Raw genomic sequence first — 15,673 nt, forward strand, 5'->3', positions numbered from 1 at the left:
TTTTTATATTTTCAATAACCACTTTAACCAAAGATGGTCAGATAATCAAGGAAGCTTTCCCTATGAAAACGGAACCAAATTTGATAAATTTATAAATTTTATAATGATGCCCGATAAATGGCTAAAACATCTTCGCGATTTAACTTTGCGAACGTACCAAACTCTCCGTTTGCCATAGCACGATCAGCCATTAGCTCAAGTTTACTATCATCAATTTCATAATCCGCTAATCGTGCTGGTGCTTCGATACTGTTCCAGAATTCACGAAGCTTGAGAATACCTTCGAGACCAGCCTCTTCGGCACTCTTACCTGCAGCATCCACTCCGAACACGCGCACGGCAAGTTGCTTAAAGCGCTCTGGTTTTACGTGAAGGTTATGCTCCATCCAATGTGGGAACAGAATGGCAAGTCCACCGCCATGTGGAATGTCATACACAGCTGACACGGCATGCTCCAGGTTATGGGTTGCCCAATCGCCACGATAACCCATATTTAATACACCATTTAAAGCCATTGTTCCGCCATATAAAATGGTTGAACGATGTTCATAGTTTTCGAGATCAGCAAGCAACTTAGGCGCTGTCTCCATAACTGTAATGAGTAACGATTCGCACATCCGGTCTTGAAAATTGGTATTTTCTTCAAGATGAAAATAATGTTCCAATACATGTGACATCATATCAACCATGCCATAAATCGTTTGGTTCCTTGGGACTGTATACGTATTAACAGGATCTAAAATAGAGAATTTCGGATAGGTCACGGCACTGCCCCAACCATACTTTTCATTTGTTTCCCAATTGGTAATAACAGAGCCTGCATTCATTTCTGAACCAGTTGCAGCAAGTGTCAACACAGTCCCAAATGGGAGAGCTTCACGAGCAAATGCCTTTTTAACCACCAAATCCCAGGCATCTCCATCATATTTGGCACCAGCAGCAATAAGCTTTGTACAGTCAATGACACTACCACCGCCAACGGCTAAAAGGAATTCAATCCCTTCTTGTTTACAAATTTCCACTCCCCTTCGGGCAGTTGAAATACGCGGATTGGGTTCTACACCAGAAAGTTCAAAAACTTCGGCTCCCATCTCTTCTAAAAGAGTCGTGACCTTTTCGTACAACCCACTTCGTTTAATACTCCCTCCGCCATATACAAGTAACACTTTTTTCCCATATTGAGGAATTTCTGTTTTTAAGTTTTCTAACTGATCCTTACCAAAGATTAATTTTGTAGGGTTCCAAAATGTAAAATTCTCCAAACTTAACACCTTCCTTTTCTTTTTCCATTATTATTTATTCTGCTCCTTTTTGCAAAAAACTTGATCTATTCTTTACTATACACAACGCATTTTCTAATAAAAATTCCCTGCATCCGCACTTGATGCAAGGAATTATATTTATACCCAACCTCTGAACAAGGCTGCCTCTGCCAGTCTCCTCACACCAACCATGTAAGCCGCTAAACGCATGTCAACCTTACGTGAATGGGCGAGCTCGTAAATGTCATGAAAGGCCTTGACCAGCTTTTCCTGTAACCGTTGAGCTATTTCCTCTTCACTCCAATAATATCCTTGATTATTTTGCACCCATTCAAAATATGAGACAGTAACCCCACCTGCTCCTGCTAAAACATCTGGCACAAGCAGGATATCGCGCTCAGTCAGAATGTTTGTTGCCTCAAGTGTTGTTGGCCCATTGGCAGCCTCCACGACAATGCTAGCTTGAATGTTACGAGCATTTTCAGCTGTAATTTGATTCGAGATCGCAGCAGGTACCAAAATATCACAATCTTTTGTTAGTAGTTCTTCATTTGTGATCGCACCTTCAAACAAACTCGTCACCGTACCAAAGCTGTCACGGCGATCCAATAGATAAGGGATATTTAAACCATCCTGATCATATAGGGCTCCGTACACATCCGATATGCCAATAATCTTTGCGCCTGATTCATACAAAAATTTAGCAATAAAGCTGCCGGCATTTCCAAAGCCTTGAATAATGACACGTGCTCCATGAATCGGGATTCCCCGTTTTTTTGCCGCTTCCTCGATACATATGGTGACCCCTTTTGCTCCAGCCCTTTCCCGCCCCTCAGATCCACCTAATACAAGGGGTTTCCCAGTGATAAAGCCAGGGGAATCTGTTTGGCTAAGCCGGCTGTATTCATCTAGCATCCACCCCATAATTTGTGAGTTCGTATACATATCTGGTGCTGGTATATCCTTGGTCGGACCGACAATTTGGCTAATGGCTCGTACATAGCCACGACTTAACCGTTCCAGTTCACCAAACGAAAGAGCTCGGGGGTTACAGATAATCCCGCCCTTTCCTCCGCCGAATGGTAAATCCGCAATCCCGCATTTCATGCTCATCCACATCGCTAAGGCCTTAATTTCATCTTCATTTACCTGGGGATGGTAACGGACACCGCCCATTGTTGGGCCAACCGCATTATTGTGCTGGGCACGGAAACCAGTAAAAGTCTTAGTTGACCCATCATCCATCCGGACCGGAATCCTCACCGAAACCGATAGCAAAGGCTCTTCTAAAAAATGATACATATCCTGGTTATATCCTAATTTCTTTAATGCATCATGAATAACAATTTGCGTTGATGTAAGAAGGTTGAGTGGCTCCTTTTCCTTTCCATCTTCATCAGTAGTCCCCATTTTCGCACCCCTAATTGTTTACAAATTTATCCTAATACTTTATTGATCCGCTCTATTGCCCAATCCAATTCTTCTTTGGTAATCACAAGTGGCGGTGCGAAGCGGATGACTGTGTCATGCGTTTCTTTACACAATAGTCCTTGCTCTTTTAATTGTTCACAATATTTACGGGCAGGCTCAGTTAGTTCTACCCCAATAAATAAACCTCGGCCACGAACCTCTTTTATGGCTGGATTATTCATTTCTTTTAATTTGCTAATAAAATACTCTCCAAGTTCCAATGATTTTTCAGCAAGTTTTTCATCTACTAATACATCAAGGGCCGCGATGGAAACCGCACATGCCATTGGATTTCCTCCGAAGGTAGAACCGTGAGATCCTGGATTAAATACGCCTAAGATATCCTTATTGGCGACCACACAAGAAATCGGGAATACCCCACCCCCCAGTGCTTTTCCCAGGATATACATATCAGGCTCAATATTTTCCCATTCACAAGCAAACATTTTACCCGTCCGTGCTAACCCGGCTTGAATTTCATCTGCAATAAAGAGAACATTGTTTTCCTTACAAATCTCCATTGCAGCCTTCATAAACCCTTTTGGTGGGATGACGATCCCTGCTTCGCCTTGGATTGGTTCAATTAAAAAAGCAGCCGTATTTGGCGTAATCGCAGCTTTTAGAGCTTCTAAGTCACCATACGGAATAAGCTTGATCCCTGGCAGCATCGGACCAAATCCTCGTTGATATTCCGCATCAGACGACAATGAGACCGCTGTCATCGTCCTGCCATGGAAATTCCCAACGCATGCGATAATCTCCGCCTGATTTTCTTTCACACCTTTGACATCATAGCTCCACCGACGTGCTGCTTTAACCGCTGTCTCAACAGCCTCAGCTCCTGTGTTCATAGGAAGAACCATATCTTTGTTTGTTAAGTGGCAAACCTTTTCATACCAAGGACCAAGCAGATCATTATGGAAGGCACGAGAGGTTAATGTCACTTTATCGGCTTGGTCCTTCAATGCTTGAATAATTTTAGGGTGACGGTGACCTTGGTTGAGGGCAGAATAGGCACTTAGCATGTCCATGTATTTGTTGCCTTCAGGGTCTTCTACCCAAACACCCTCAGCTTGTGAGATGACAATAGGTAGTGGATGATAGTTATGAGCACCATATTTTTCGGTTTTTTCAATCAATTCACTTGTATTCGTATTTGTTGGCATGAAACAATTCCTCCATTCCACAGATTTATGTATAGTCAATTCTATTGTAGCCGAGCCTGAAAAAAGAATGAATACTTTTTCAATTTTATTTTCCTAACAAAAAAATAAAAGCCTAGTCCTACTAACGAAGTAGTAGGTCCTAGGCTCACTAAAACTTATTTTTTAATTAAATCATCACTTTGTGATTGGTCAATCCACTCTTGAAGCTTATCTTTTAATGTATTGAACCCTTGTTGTCCTTCAGCTTCAGGAATAATCGCTGCTGCAAGACGCTTACGAGGCTTCTTTGGTTTAGCTGCCTGTTGTACAGGTGCTTCTTCAGTTGCGCGGATAGATAGACCAATTTTACCAGCACCTTCATCTACTGATAAAACCTTCACATTAACCTCGTCGCCAACTTTAAGATGATCATTAATATCTTTCACATAACCGTGCGTAATTTCTGAAATATGAACAAGACCTTGTGTATTTTCGTCTAGGGCAACAAATGCACCATATGGTTGAATTCCAGTTACTTTACCTGCTAATATACTACCTGTTTCGATTTTTTCTGTCATGAAAACACTCCTAAGTAAAAAATTATTTTATCGATTATATACGCATTAAATGATTATATCATAGAAAAGGTCTTTAATCAAAAAAGCTTTCAATATGTAATTGGGACTAGTCCTTAATTTCACAAAAATAGTAACATAATGTTCAAAACCTGGACAAGAGGTGGTGCAATTACCATGATATATTATTAGTGAGGAAATATCTTTTTCTAAAGAGGTGAACAGTATGAATTCGATTGGCCACACTATTAAAACATGCCGGGAAATGCTCCATATGACCCAAGCAGAATTGGCTCAAAAGGTAAGAGTAGGAACCCATATCATCGAAAAATATGAATCAGGGGAACAAATTCCAAGTACTCAAACCATCTTAAAGCTTTCTACCGTCCTAGATGTCCCTGCCTCGGAGCTATTACAGGACAACTCCGTTCATATAAACTCTTCAGCATTGAATACTTGATACAATCCAACATAAAAAGCGGTAAATCTACCGCTTTTTTTATTTTTTACACATTTATCGTTTAGAAAAGGGGAAAACTGGTCATTCTAATGGTATAAGGCTTTCTAGTATTCCCCCCTTTTTGAAGAGGACAACCAAATTTGGTCGTCCTCTTTTTTTCATTATAGCGTGCAGGATTCACTTGCTTTAATGGCAAGTAATCGCTCTGCAATTTTTAGGCATTGGTCCATTGGAATAACTTTTTCAAATGAGAATCCATAAATCGTTTGGATTCTCCCCGCCAACGCAGCAGGATCATTAAGCACATGTACTGCTTGAATGGTATCGGCAATTTCCGTGTCATATCCGCCCCCATTTATGTGAAAGGGATCCCATTCGTTTAAAACATCGACAAGCTGTAAGTTAGTATGAATCTCTTTTCGCATATGTTTATCTCCTATAGTGTTTTACATTTGATTAACACATTTTATCACAAGATAGTGGACTAGTGATAAAGTTGGGCTGTTTAGAAGCAGACTAACGGATGAGCGTTACCATATGTTGAAGAATTTGCTCTCCAGACACAAGTGCTTCCCCGCCACCTTGGGCAAAGGTTTTGTTTCCTCCACCCTTCCCATTAATCAATGGGAGAATTTCGGCCATTAATTGTTTCATATCTTCATTTCTATCGGAGCCGCATCCACAAACGAGCTGTAACCGGTTCTCGTTCGTTGCGACAAATACTACTACGGCCATAGGGTCTTGTGCAATAACGTAGCGAGCCAATTTCTGTAGTACTTGAATCGTCCGATTTTGAAAATGCTCGGCGACGATTTGATGATGGGTAACCGCCAAATTGTTTGCTTCATATTGGAGTAACCTGTCTTGAGCCTGCTCCAGTTCTTTCTCTAGCCTTTTTCCATTATCCAATAACCTGGTTACCACTTGCTCCATTTCTATTTCTGGAGCATTAAGAAGTTTTGTTAACCCCTGCAGTACCTTTTGTTTCTTTCCGAGTTGGTGAAGAACTCGCTTCCCACAAGCAAATTGAAGGCGAACCTTTTTCTTTTGTCTTTCCCAATCCAAAATTTTAATCGCACTCACCTCACCGGTTGAGGTAGGATGTGTTCCGCCGCAGCCATTATAATCAAAGCCAGGAATAATGACGAGTCGGATGTTTTCTTTTACCTTCGTCTCTTTTCTTAACGGGTACTGTGCTAGTTCTTCCTCAGTTACCCACTTCACTTCTATCGGACGGTTTTCTAAGATGATTTTGTTAGCTAGCTCTTCTGCTTTCTCGACTTCCTCCACGGTTAGGGTCTCTGTTTCTAAATCAATCGTTAAATTGTCTGAACCTAAATGAAAACCAACCGTATTGTAGTCATACAATTTCTCAAATGCTGCAGATAAAATATGCTGCCCGGTGTGTTGTTGCATATGATCAAATCGTCGTTCCCAATCGATGGTACAAGATACCTCTCTATCAGTATCTTGAATGGGTGTCTCAAGGTAATGGCGAATATGTCCGTTTATTTCTTCTACATTAATGACTCTTTCATCTTCGATTACGCCTGTATCATGTGGCTGTCCACCACCAGTTGGGTAGAAGGCCGTTTGATTTAAAACGACATACCATTGGTCCGCTTCGTCTCTTTCCTGTTTTAAAATACGCGCAGAAAAAGTCCGTATGTAAGCATCTTGATAAAATAATTTATTATTCATCGTTTTTCACTCCATTTACTATTTAGGTATTAATCTTATTGTCTTGAAAGTTTGAAATTAAATCAATATTAAACGCAAATAACCTGTCCCTTCTTTTTACGGAACAGGTTTTCCCTATGATTAGTTTTATACCATTAGTGAAAAAATAAAAGCCACCCCCATGGAGATAGCTCTTAGCTTCTATTTCTTTTCATCCTGGGCCTTTTTCTGACCTGCTTTCTTATCTTTAGAAATTTCTCCACAAGCAATTCTATTTCCTGCGTCACCTGCCGGCTGGCTCATTCCGTCATCCTTACCATCATGGACTACGATGGAGGTACCTTCTTTTGTAAAGAGTGATGTTTTCCCATCCTTCAAAGTGACATTAGGTGCCATTAGTTCAGCATTTACTGATCCATCATCATCGACAATTAAATTTGGCAAGTCTCCGGCATGGGCTCCCTTAGGATGGAGGAGTCCATGTTCCTTTTGTTCAGGGTTAAAGTGATTCCCTGCCGATTTGAAGTCTGGTGCGACACATTTTCCTTTTTCATGGATATGAATGGCATGGTCACCAGCTGGAAGTCCCTTCAAATTAACTGTCATTTTTACACGGCTCGACTGCTCAGCCATCTCTACTGTTCCAAGCGAATCTCCTGCTGCATTGAACATCTCGACATCAATTTGTTTGACCTCCTTTTCCATGCATCCAGTTAACATGAGAAGTGGAAAGATCATCCAAGCTTTTTTCATATGTAATCCCCCAACTATAGACAATGCCTATAGTATAAGCAAACAAGTCAGTCTCTATTCATCTAGGGCAAAAGGATTACTAGGCAAAAAAGAAGGAACAGCTATGATTAACTGTCCCTTGGAGTAGTCTGGTTGTTTTTTAGTTGTTCCTCTAACTCTTTTGCCTTTTCGGCTTCCCGGTTAGAAACTTTCATGATCAATCTCATCGTTAAAAAAGCACCAATAAGAAAAATAACACAGGTAATCGCTGCCGGAATGTATTCTGTTTTATCTTCGGGAAAGTATAAAAATAATGATAAAACTAACGGTTGAAACATTTTTCTTCTCCCTTTCTTTTAAAGGAATTCTAACAATTTATTATAACAACAAAAAACGTTTCATACCAAAGATTCATTCTCGGCACGCAGACATGTGAATTATTTTAATACTTTAATCTTTTTAATCAAGACATCTTCTTTCGGCTTATCTTGTGCTCCCACTGGGGTATCGGCGATCTTATCAACAATATCCATACCTTCAATCACTTGACCAAAAACCGTATGACGGTGATCAAGCCACGGAGTCCCACCGTTTTTATCATAGGCGTCAATAATCTCCTTAGGGTATCCCGCTTTATCCATTTCCTCCTTCATAGATGAATCTAGTGAAGTACTTTGAACAATAAAAAATTGACTGCCATTGGTATTGGAACCCGAATTAGCCATCGACAAGGCGCCACGAACGTTATACAAATTGGTTGAGAATTCATCCTCAAACGGCTTGCCCCAGATACTTTCACCACCGGTTCCGTTGCCTTCAGGGTCTCCCCCTTGAATCATGAAATCTTTAATGACTCGATGAAAAATCAGACCATCATAATAGCCTTCTTCACTATGCTTCACAAAGTTCTCAACAGCTTTAGGGGCATATTCAGGAAATAATTTAATTTTAATGCTCCCCATCGACGTTTCCATTTCAACTAGCTTTTCGTTTTCCGCCACTTCTGTCGTAAGCTGTGGATAAACGGCATTTGTCACTTGTCCGTCTCCTTCCTTTTGCTCCGTTTTTGGTTCGGGAGTTTTCGTGTTCGACTGACTTTCTTCCTTCTTAGAGCTTGTCCCACATGCTGCCAATACTAGAACTATCGCCAATACTGTCATCATGGTTTGCAGATTCTTTCTCATATATCATCCCTCCATTTTTCCACTTTAAACGAAATGAAATTTTTTTGCACTATGTTTTTAAATTAGTCATAATGGAAGGGAGAATCAAGTGAAAACGTAAAAGTGGCCGAGCTGTTTACGCAAGCACAGCCCTTATATCACAAAAAATTTACTTAGGAGTGAACCAAGTGACAGAATTCCAAATCGGCACAGTAGTTACGGGGATTTATAAGACTGGAAAGTATATAGGAGAAATAACAGAAGTGCGACCGCAACATTATTTAATGAGAGTACTAGCAGTCGCAAAACATCCGATGCAGGGTGACTTGCACAATCCCAAAGACGCCGATGTCCTTATTTTTCATGAAAGACGAGCACTTAGCTTTAGAGAGCAAGCCAATATTCCCAAACCGATGGTTAAACTGTTTGAAGGTGAAGTTCCAGAATATCAGGATTCCTTAAAAGAAGCATTGAGCAAGATGAAAAAAGAGCTGCAAGAGACCTCTACAGAATGGGCCGAAATGAGCTTAAACGCAATTCAAGCATTAGAACGGGACTATAAGTTTTAAAAATATTTAAGGCCAAATCAGTTTGAATGATTTGGCCTTTTATGCTAATTCACTTAATAGCTTTGAAAAATCAATCCGATCACCAATCGTCGTTGGTTTTGGTTTTTCCAAATAGCGTTTATCCTTTTCAACAAGTTTGAATATATTATAGGTAGTCAAAGCATCATCCAGTGCCCGGTGATGTTTTCCTGTCCCCTCTTTACCATATTCCTGTACAGCTTTCCAAAGGCCCGTTTGATTTTGGTCACCAAAAAACCGTTTGTATTCCATAGATAAATCTAATTCTACCCCGTTAAATGGAAAAGCCACCCCAGCCTTTAAACAATTCTGACGAAGCACCTTCATATCCATATTCCCCCAAGTAACAACGGTAGTTTCATAATGTTCCTTATTGAATTCCTCCAATTTCTTTACAAGTTCAAAAATAGACAATCCCTTGTCAACTTGTTGCTGGGAAATATGTAAGAATGATTTGCACCGCTCTGTTAATTTCGGGAACTTTAATGGAGTTACATAGGAAGAAAATTGCTCAGTAACATGCTCGTCAACAACCGCCACGATTCCAACCTCAATAATTTCCGCGAAAAAGTCTTTCATCCGAACATTTCTTTCAGGCATTGTGAACTCAAAATCAATAAATAAATATTGTTTCCTAGCTCTCACCATTTTCACCACCTTTTCTTTTCCAACCTATTACATTATATAAAGAAACCTGTACAAAAAATTGTGCTTTTTTTCTATTTTTTTAACATTATAACATGAATCTTACAGGAATTTTTTTAATTTTTGAACAATTGATTTAAAAAAGAATGGAAATATCCATTCTTTATCCAGCTGTTCATTTTCTAAGCTTTATTACCGCAATCGTACATCTGGAAACACAAATCAGCTTATCTTGTTCGTCGGTAATTTTGATGTCCCAGACCATCGTTGATTTTCCCTGGTGCAAAACGGTTCCGACTGCTGTAACAATCCCTTCTGTTTTTGGACGAACATGGTTGGCGTTAATTTCTAGGCCTGCCACTCCTTCTGTTTCTTTGTCTACTAGTTCATATGCACCAATACTTGCTACTGTCTCCGCTAAGGCAACCGATGCACCTCCGTGCAATAATCCAAATGGTTGTTTTGTGCGGTGATCAACTGGCATGGTAGCAATAACCTTGCCTGCTTCTAAATGGGTAATCTCGATACCGAGTGCTTCAACTAAGGTATCCTTAATCATTTTCATCCCTCCGTTATGTAATAAGTTTCCATCCTTACATTATTCTCCACCATCATGAATATTCCTTTTATTTCTCTCATTTTACAATCCTGAAAGGAAAAAAACAGCTTAGACAGCTGTTTTTAACGAAGTTATTAATAAAAACCAGGATATCCCGCTGTTGGATAGCCAATTGGTGGGTAACCACCTGGCGGAAAGCCGTAGCCTGGGTAGCCATAAAATGGCCGAGCTGCAAATGAAGCACCTAATCCGCCTCCAAGTAAACCACCTAAAAAGCTAAGCCCACCGATTGCTAACGGCCATCCAAGAAAACCAATAAATCTTTGATCCTGCACCGGGTACGGGCCTCGATAAGGGTACACGTCCCATGACCTCCTTTTACTTGCGATACTTGCCTACACTATTTCATATGCGAAAAAGGGGGGATTGGAGTGGGCTGGCATAAATGTGTAAGCGCCCGTTTAGCATGGTACAAGTTCATTAGCCACTAAAGCGAGTTTGCTAAATAAGCGGAGAAATTTGCCAAAGTGTTGATAACTCAATAAAAAACGCACTGTGAATTCAAGTGCGTTTTCATACAATGTTTGCCCCCCAAAGGAAACCCTTTAAACTGTTCTTCCTGGTGGCGACCTTTTTAGTTTTCGATTGGCATAAAACGTTCCACGAACAATGCTAATGTTCGGGTCATTGCACCCGTTGCACCGGCTGGACCAAGGTCATAGGCCTTTGATGTGGTCGATGTTCCGGCAATATCTAAATGCACCCATGGAGTACCTTCGGCAAATTCACCGATAAAGGCACCGGCAACAAGGGCATGACCTTCCCTACCAGGAGAATTATTTAAATCAGCTACTTTACTGTTTCTTACCCGTTCTTTTTCAGTTTCAAACAATGGCAATAGCCACATCTGCTCTCCAGCCTCCATTGAAGCTTCAAGAACTTGTTCATACAATGATTCATGATTGGTCATAGCGCCGGTTGTATGCAGCCCAAGTGCTGTAATAACGCCGCCTGTTAAGGTCGCAATATCAACTAGATAATTAGCACCATGGTGCTTTGCATAGGTAACAGCATCCGCTAAAACTAGTCGACCCTCGGCATCTGTATTTAATACCTCAATAGTTTTCCCGCTCATTGATGTAATCACATCATCTGGCTTAAAAGCCCCGCCACTAATCATATTATCGGTTGAAGGAATGACAGCAACGACATTTTGTTCCGGTCTAATTTCACCGATGATTTCCATTGCACCAAGTACGGCCGCTGCACCACCCATGTCCGTTTTCATTCCGACGATGCCTGCTTTTGTTTTAATGGAATAACCGCCTGTATCAAAGGTAATTCCTTTTCCAACTAGACCGATGACATCCTCCCATTGCTCTTTCCCTTGATATTTAACCACAATCATTTTTGGAGGCTCATCTGATCCTTGATTGACCGCAAGAAATGCCCCCATCCCTAATTTTTCAATTTCCGCTTTATCAAGAATTTCAACCTCGAAATCGTACTTCGCAGCCAATTCAACTGCATAGTTAGCCAAATCTGATGCTGTTAGTAAATTCCCAGGAATATTGACTAAGGTTCGGGCAGAATTGGTTCCTTGACCAAATGCATAACCAACCGTCAATGATGCTTGTACATCCTCTTCCTCTATGCCTTCACAATAAACCGTAACATTCTCCAGTTTTTTCTCTGGCTCATTTGACTTTTGTTTATAGCCCTCGAATTGGTAGGTTGAGAGTGCTAACGCCTCGGCCATGGCATGTGCTGTGTCGAGCCCATCCAGTTTCTCGGTCATAAAGGAATCCAAATAAACAGCGGCTTCTTCAAGCTTCCCCGCCTTTACTTCCTTAAATAGCTTTCCAAATGCCTCTCGAAGCTTATCGAAGCTTAGTTCTTTTTCTTTTCCTAACCCAACAAACCAAATTCGTTTCGCTCCTATTTTTCCAAAGCTATGTACTTTATGAATCGTTTTTACCTTTGCGGAAACATCCCCCGCTTTAACAAGCTCGGTAAGCTGTCCTTCAAACTTGGTATCAAGCTCGGCTAATAAACCCGTAAATTTTTCTGGTTTATCAAAAAGACCAACTACCAAGGCTTCATGATCGGTTGCTAGATCAAATGGTTTTTTGACATGAAACATGATTCCTCCACCTCCGTGTTCATTTTCTTCTCCATTATACCGAAAAGGCTTATTTATTTCGAGAAACTAATTATCTTCAAAAAATAAAAACCAGCTTACTATTTTTGAAACGAAAAAAACAGGCCATGGCCTGCTTGAACTATTTATCTTTTTTCTGAGCTAATATATTGCTGGCGAAATACTTGTAGTGATTTATCTTCATTCAATGTCTGCAACTGCGCCTCTGTAAGGGTTCCGTTCCCTTTCTCCACCACATAGACGTCAACCTTTTTTTTGCCCCATTTTTTATATACATCTTCCACCGTTTCATAATAAAGGTCTAGTTCATTTCCCTTAATTGCTCCTCCTTTATCAGCAACGACCCCATATCCATATCCAGGGATAAACAGAATCGTTCCAATCGGAAAAACAGTTAAATCTGCTGCTACCGTCGAAAATAAATCCCGTTTCACTTTTACCCCGGAGTAAGTAATTCCGTATTCTGGGTGGCCCTGGTTTTTGCCTGTCGATTCAAATCCTGCTGTATAGCCTGTAGCTGTAACTGTATGTTTAGGGTACTTTGACCAATCAAAGGCATCCTCTAGTAATGGCGTTGTTGTCCCGGAAGCGGGTTCACTTGACGAATTGCTAGCGGCTATGGAATTAAGTAGTAATGTAGCATTTACTCCTGAAATGGATTGGAAAGTCGCTCCGATTGCTAACAAGAAAAGACAGGACATCAAAAAGCGTTTTGTCCAATTTTTCATTTTAATCATTGAAATTTTTCACTCCTCCCAAAATATTCATTCCCAAGCTGAAAGGAATTATTCAAAAATAGGAGAAGAAATTAGTTCCAAAGTCGTTTTTTCAAAAAAACGACAAAAAAAGACCTCTACCATATGGTAAAGAGTCTAGAACATTTGATATCCACTTTTACGCAATTGTTTGATGGTAATGCCAGCTGCAATCGCTCCAACAAGTCCGCTTATTAAGATAAGAATATCTGCCGTTCCTAGAGCGGTCAGCTTAGAACCAAGCTCATGAAAAGCGGATTTGCTGTTCGTAAAATAGTCTAAAAAACGTACTTTATCAACAATTAATATCGCTACAATGGGGTACACTATCGCCATTACCCACGACATTCTAAGGAGCATATTCAAGATAAAGCCAATTCCAAAAAATAATACAAAAAATAGCACAATCGATATAATTAAAACAACGATGCTCATTTGCACCCGTGATTCCCCCTTTGTACATCAACATTTAGTGTACTGAATGTCGAAAAGGGAGTCAATAAAAACAAATAAAATTAACTACTAGCCGCAAAAAAATGGCCCCTCGAATGAAAAGCAGTTGTTATGTTAGTTGAGCCCGGCTTATTCCTTTTTCTTACCTGATCCACCACAACTTGAACATGTCTCTGAGCCGCCAAGCACTAATTGAAAATATCCCTTTCCCGAACAGTACTCACAATTTTTCGTATCCACGCTCTTTACTGCCATACCATCATCCCCTTAAATTATTAACTTAATTTTCTGATAATATAACAAGAATAGCAAAAAAAGAAAAGAGCTATATTTACGCAAATACCGAAGAGAAAACGGATACATTGAAGGTTTTCTTTGATTTTCATGGTTTTTCCTAATTTTCTAAAAATTTAGATAACATTTCGGTTGATCATAAAAGGGACAGTATACACTGTCCCTGGTCTAAATGAAATTCCCAATTTCACTTATTTTCTTAGAATACGTTGAATTTACCTTTTTTCAATACAAGGCCTGCGCCACCGATCATGTAAAGTGCTCGGTTGTCGACTACCTTTTTCATGAAGGAAGCTTTACCACCTGTAATCTTTTTACCAAAAACAACGCCAATTGCATCATCTTCACCAAGTGAGCAAACCGTTCCTTTATTTTCAAAACTAAATGATTCAAGCTCCGTTTTATTACGAATTAAAGCAGCAATATTACGTGCACAAACCTCACCTTGCTGCATCGCAATTTGTGCTGTTGGTGGATACGGACGGTTGATTTCTTCATTAATAACAAGTGAGCTGTCACCAATAATGAATACATCCTCAAATCCTGGTACACGAAGATCAACTTGTACCTTCACACGACCACGCATAGCTTCGAAACCAGATTTTTCGATGATGGCATTACCGCGAATCCCTGCTGCCCAAACAACCGTGCCAGCCTTGATTTCATATGGCTCTTCCTCACCTTTACCAACAACAATACCTTCTGGATTTGCTTCTTTAATAGCTGTACCAATCAAGAACTCGACGCCTTTACGCTCTAATTGTGAAACTGCGTAGTTGACTAACTCAGGATCAAAACCAGGTAATACAGTTGGAGCTGCTTCCACACAAGTAATTTTCACTTTATGGAAGTCAACATCATACTCATGGCATAATTCTGGAATACGGTTAGTTAATTCACCAAGGAACTCAATTCCTGTGAAGCCTGCACCGCCCACAACAATCGATAAACGATTATCATTTTTCTCTTCTTCCATATTGTAAGTAGCAAACTGATATTCAATATGCTCACGTAATTGACGTGATGAATTCACATTACTAATACCAAATGCATATTCCTTTAACCCTTTAATGCCGAATGTTTCAGATTCCCCACCAAGAGCGATAACAAGGTAGTCATAAGCGACTTCGCCTTTTTCTAAAATGACTTTCTTTTCATCTTTATTAATTTCAACAACCGTATCTTGAACAAAGTCGACCTTGCTGCGATCAATCACATCACGAACTTCGTATCGCACTTTATCGTGATGAAGTGTTCCCGCTGATGCTTCATGTAACCATGTTGTTTCGTAGTGGTAATCATTTTTATTAACTAATACAATTTCTGCTTCATTTACACCAATTAACTTTTGCAAGCGAACTGTTGTAAGAAGTCCACCGTAACCTGCACCGAGAATAACAATCTTAGGCTTTCTCAAAGTGATCACATCCACCTTTTAGTATTTTTGATTAATCTCTTTTTCTTAGCTTCCACTGCTTTGACTATTTTTATTTTACATAGCAAAAAAATGTATGTGATATAATTCACGTAATAGAACAAAGAAAAAGAATGAAATGGTACGCCAACAGGAATGATAGAAATTTAAATGCTTATGGAAAAATTATGAAAACCATTCCCATCATTCATAAAAATGTACTTATTTCGTCACAAAATATTAACAATATATCCACATTACATCTTATGCTACTTCAACTGTATTTTCAAGCGATTTTTAGAAATTTTATACCCAATG

Annotated in this window: 18 protein-coding genes and 1 pseudogene; 2 read left to right on the forward strand and 17 right to left on the reverse strand. The window is 39.9% G+C overall.

Annotated elements, in window-relative coordinates; genetic code table 11:
• Nucleotides 1–98: 98 nt before the first annotated feature.
• The 4 genes from TY15_RS08975 to yugI form a co-directional block, all read right to left on the reverse strand.
• Nucleotides 99–1,262 carry an iron-containing alcohol dehydrogenase gene (locus TY15_RS08975; protein WP_040203860.1) on the reverse strand — a complete coding sequence of 388 codons (1,164 nt, stop codon included), beginning with the start codon at nt 1,260–1,262 and terminating at the stop codon, nt 99–101.
• Nucleotides 1,263–1,400: 138 nt separating this feature from the next.
• Nucleotides 1,401–2,672, reverse strand: coding sequence for a Glu/Leu/Phe/Val family dehydrogenase (locus tag TY15_RS08980; protein WP_040203861.1), 1,272 nt, complete (start codon nt 2,670–2,672; stop codon nt 1,401–1,403).
• Nucleotides 2,673–2,698: 26 nt separating this feature from the next.
• Nucleotides 2,699–3,898 (reverse strand): ornithine--oxo-acid transaminase, encoded by a 1,200-nt coding sequence (locus TY15_RS08985; RefSeq protein WP_040203863.1) that lies wholly within the window; start codon nt 3,896–3,898, stop codon nt 2,699–2,701.
• Between the two features lie 155 nt (nt 3,899–4,053).
• Nucleotides 4,054–4,455: a S1 domain-containing post-transcriptional regulator GSP13 gene (gene yugI, locus TY15_RS08990; protein WP_040203866.1), complete on the reverse strand. Its 402-nt coding sequence runs from the start codon at nt 4,453–4,455 to the stop codon at nt 4,054–4,056.
• A gap of 196 nt (nt 4,456–4,651) precedes the next feature.
• Between yugI and TY15_RS08995 the strand changes: the two are divergent.
• A pseudogene (locus tag TY15_RS08995) lies at nt 4,652–4,870 on the forward strand (helix-turn-helix domain-containing protein); the annotation flags it as partial.
• A gap of 203 nt (nt 4,871–5,073) precedes the next feature.
• Here TY15_RS08995 and TY15_RS09000 read toward each other — a convergent pair.
• The 5 genes from TY15_RS09000 to TY15_RS09020 form a co-directional block, all read right to left on the reverse strand.
• Nucleotides 5,074–5,337, reverse strand: a complete 264-nt coding sequence (locus TY15_RS09000) for a DUF1871 family protein (protein ID WP_040203867.1) — start codon at nt 5,335–5,337, stop codon at nt 5,074–5,076.
• A gap of 91 nt (nt 5,338–5,428) precedes the next feature.
• A complete protein-coding gene (locus tag TY15_RS09005) occupies nt 5,429–6,613 on the reverse strand; it encodes a serine-tRNA(Ala) deacylase AlaX (protein ID WP_040203870.1) in 1,185 nt (394 codons plus the stop codon).
• 180 nt (nt 6,614–6,793) lie between these two features.
• On the reverse strand, nt 6,794–7,345 hold the full coding sequence (locus TY15_RS09010; RefSeq protein ID WP_040203872.1) for a superoxide dismutase family protein: 552 nt from the start codon (nt 7,343–7,345) through the stop codon (nt 6,794–6,796).
• Nucleotides 7,346–7,452: 107 nt separating this feature from the next.
• Nucleotides 7,453–7,662, reverse strand: coding sequence for a hypothetical protein (locus TY15_RS09015; protein WP_040203873.1), 210 nt, complete (start codon nt 7,660–7,662; stop codon nt 7,453–7,455).
• 99 nt (nt 7,663–7,761) lie between these two features.
• On the reverse strand, nt 7,762–8,508 hold the full coding sequence (locus tag TY15_RS09020) for a peptidylprolyl isomerase (protein ID WP_040203876.1): 747 nt from the start codon (nt 8,506–8,508) through the stop codon (nt 7,762–7,764).
• Between the two features lie 167 nt (nt 8,509–8,675).
• Between TY15_RS09020 and kapB the strand changes: the two genes are divergently transcribed.
• Entirely contained in the window at nt 8,676–9,056 is a 381-nt protein-coding gene (gene kapB / locus TY15_RS09025) for a kinase-associated lipoprotein KapB (protein ID WP_040203877.1), read from the forward strand.
• Nucleotides 9,057–9,095: 39 nt separating this feature from the next.
• Here the strand turns inward: kapB and kapD are convergent, their stop codons facing one another.
• The 8 genes from kapD to TY15_RS09060 all read right to left on the reverse strand — a co-directional run bounded on the left by kapD (nt 9,096) and on the right by TY15_RS09060 (nt 15,358).
• Nucleotides 9,096–9,719 (reverse strand): 3'-5' exonuclease KapD, encoded by a 624-nt coding sequence (gene kapD / locus TY15_RS09030; RefSeq protein WP_262362203.1) that lies wholly within the window; start codon nt 9,717–9,719, stop codon nt 9,096–9,098.
• Between the two features lie 175 nt (nt 9,720–9,894).
• Nucleotides 9,895–10,278, reverse strand: coding sequence for a hotdog fold thioesterase (locus TY15_RS09035; protein WP_040203879.1), 384 nt, complete (start codon nt 10,276–10,278; stop codon nt 9,895–9,897).
• A 134-nt stretch (nt 10,279–10,412) separates the two neighbouring features.
• Nucleotides 10,413–10,640 carry a hypothetical protein gene (locus tag TY15_RS09040; RefSeq protein WP_040203881.1) on the reverse strand — a complete coding sequence of 76 codons (228 nt, stop codon included), beginning with the start codon at nt 10,638–10,640 and terminating at the stop codon, nt 10,413–10,415.
• A 272-nt stretch (nt 10,641–10,912) separates the two neighbouring features.
• A complete protein-coding gene (locus TY15_RS09045) occupies nt 10,913–12,421 on the reverse strand; it encodes a leucyl aminopeptidase (protein WP_040203883.1) in 1,509 nt (502 codons plus the stop codon).
• Nucleotides 12,422–12,564: 143 nt separating this feature from the next.
• Nucleotides 12,565–13,176 carry a 3D domain-containing protein gene (locus TY15_RS09050; protein ID WP_040203884.1) on the reverse strand — a complete coding sequence of 204 codons (612 nt, stop codon included), beginning with the start codon at nt 13,174–13,176 and terminating at the stop codon, nt 12,565–12,567.
• Between the two features lie 135 nt (nt 13,177–13,311).
• Complete coding sequence (locus TY15_RS09055) at nt 13,312–13,635, reverse strand: YuiB family protein (RefSeq protein WP_040203885.1); 324 nt, start codon at nt 13,633–13,635, stop codon at nt 13,312–13,314.
• Between the two features lie 141 nt (nt 13,636–13,776).
• Complete coding sequence (locus tag TY15_RS24640) at nt 13,777–13,902, reverse strand: YuiA family protein (protein WP_179301693.1); 126 nt, start codon at nt 13,900–13,902, stop codon at nt 13,777–13,779.
• Nucleotides 13,903–14,140: 238 nt separating this feature from the next.
• A complete protein-coding gene (locus TY15_RS09060; RefSeq protein ID WP_040203886.1) occupies nt 14,141–15,358 on the reverse strand; it encodes an NAD(P)/FAD-dependent oxidoreductase in 1,218 nt (405 codons plus the stop codon).
• Between the last annotated feature and the right edge of the window lie 315 nt (nt 15,359–15,673).

The organism is Neobacillus jeddahensis (genome assembly GCF_000612625.1).
GTDB classification, from domain to species: Bacteria; Bacillota; Bacilli; order Bacillales; family Cytobacillaceae; genus Neobacillus; species Neobacillus jeddahensis.

Coding starts and splice junctions, on each gene's coding strand:
- TY15_RS08980 (WP_040203861.1), bottom strand. CDS start 2,672: ATGGGGACTACTGATGAAGATGGAAAGGAAAAGGAGCCACTCAACCTT.
- TY15_RS08985 (WP_040203863.1), bottom strand. CDS start 3,898: ATGCCAACAAATACGAATACAAGTGAATTGATTGAAAAAACCGAAAAA.
- yugI (WP_040203866.1), bottom strand. CDS start 4,455: ATGACAGAAAAAATCGAAACAGGTAGTATATTAGCAGGTAAAGTAACT.
- TY15_RS09020 (WP_040203876.1), bottom strand. CDS start 8,508: ATGAGAAAGAATCTGCAAACCATGATGACAGTATTGGCGATAGTTCTA.
- TY15_RS09005 (WP_040203870.1), bottom strand. CDS start 6,613: ATGAATAATAAATTATTTTATCAAGATGCTTACATACGGACTTTTTCT.
- TY15_RS09015 (WP_040203873.1), bottom strand. CDS start 7,662: ATGTTTCAACCGTTAGTTTTATCATTATTTTTATACTTTCCCGAAGAT.
- TY15_RS09050 (WP_040203884.1), bottom strand. CDS start 13,176: ATGATTAAAATGAAAAATTGGACAAAACGCTTTTTGATGTCCTGTCTT.
- TY15_RS09045 (WP_040203883.1), bottom strand. CDS start 12,421: ATGTTTCATGTCAAAAAACCATTTGATCTAGCAACCGATCATGAAGCC.
- TY15_RS09010 (WP_040203872.1), bottom strand. CDS start 7,345: ATGAAAAAAGCTTGGATGATCTTTCCACTTCTCATGTTAACTGGATGC.
- TY15_RS09035 (WP_040203879.1), bottom strand. CDS start 10,278: ATGATTAAGGATACCTTAGTTGAAGCACTCGGTATCGAGATTACCCAT.
- TY15_RS24640 (WP_179301693.1), bottom strand. CDS start 13,902: ATGGCAGTAAAGAGCGTGGATACGAAAAATTGTGAGTACTGTTCGGGA.
- TY15_RS09000 (WP_040203867.1), bottom strand. CDS start 5,337: ATGCGAAAAGAGATTCATACTAACTTACAGCTTGTCGATGTTTTAAAC.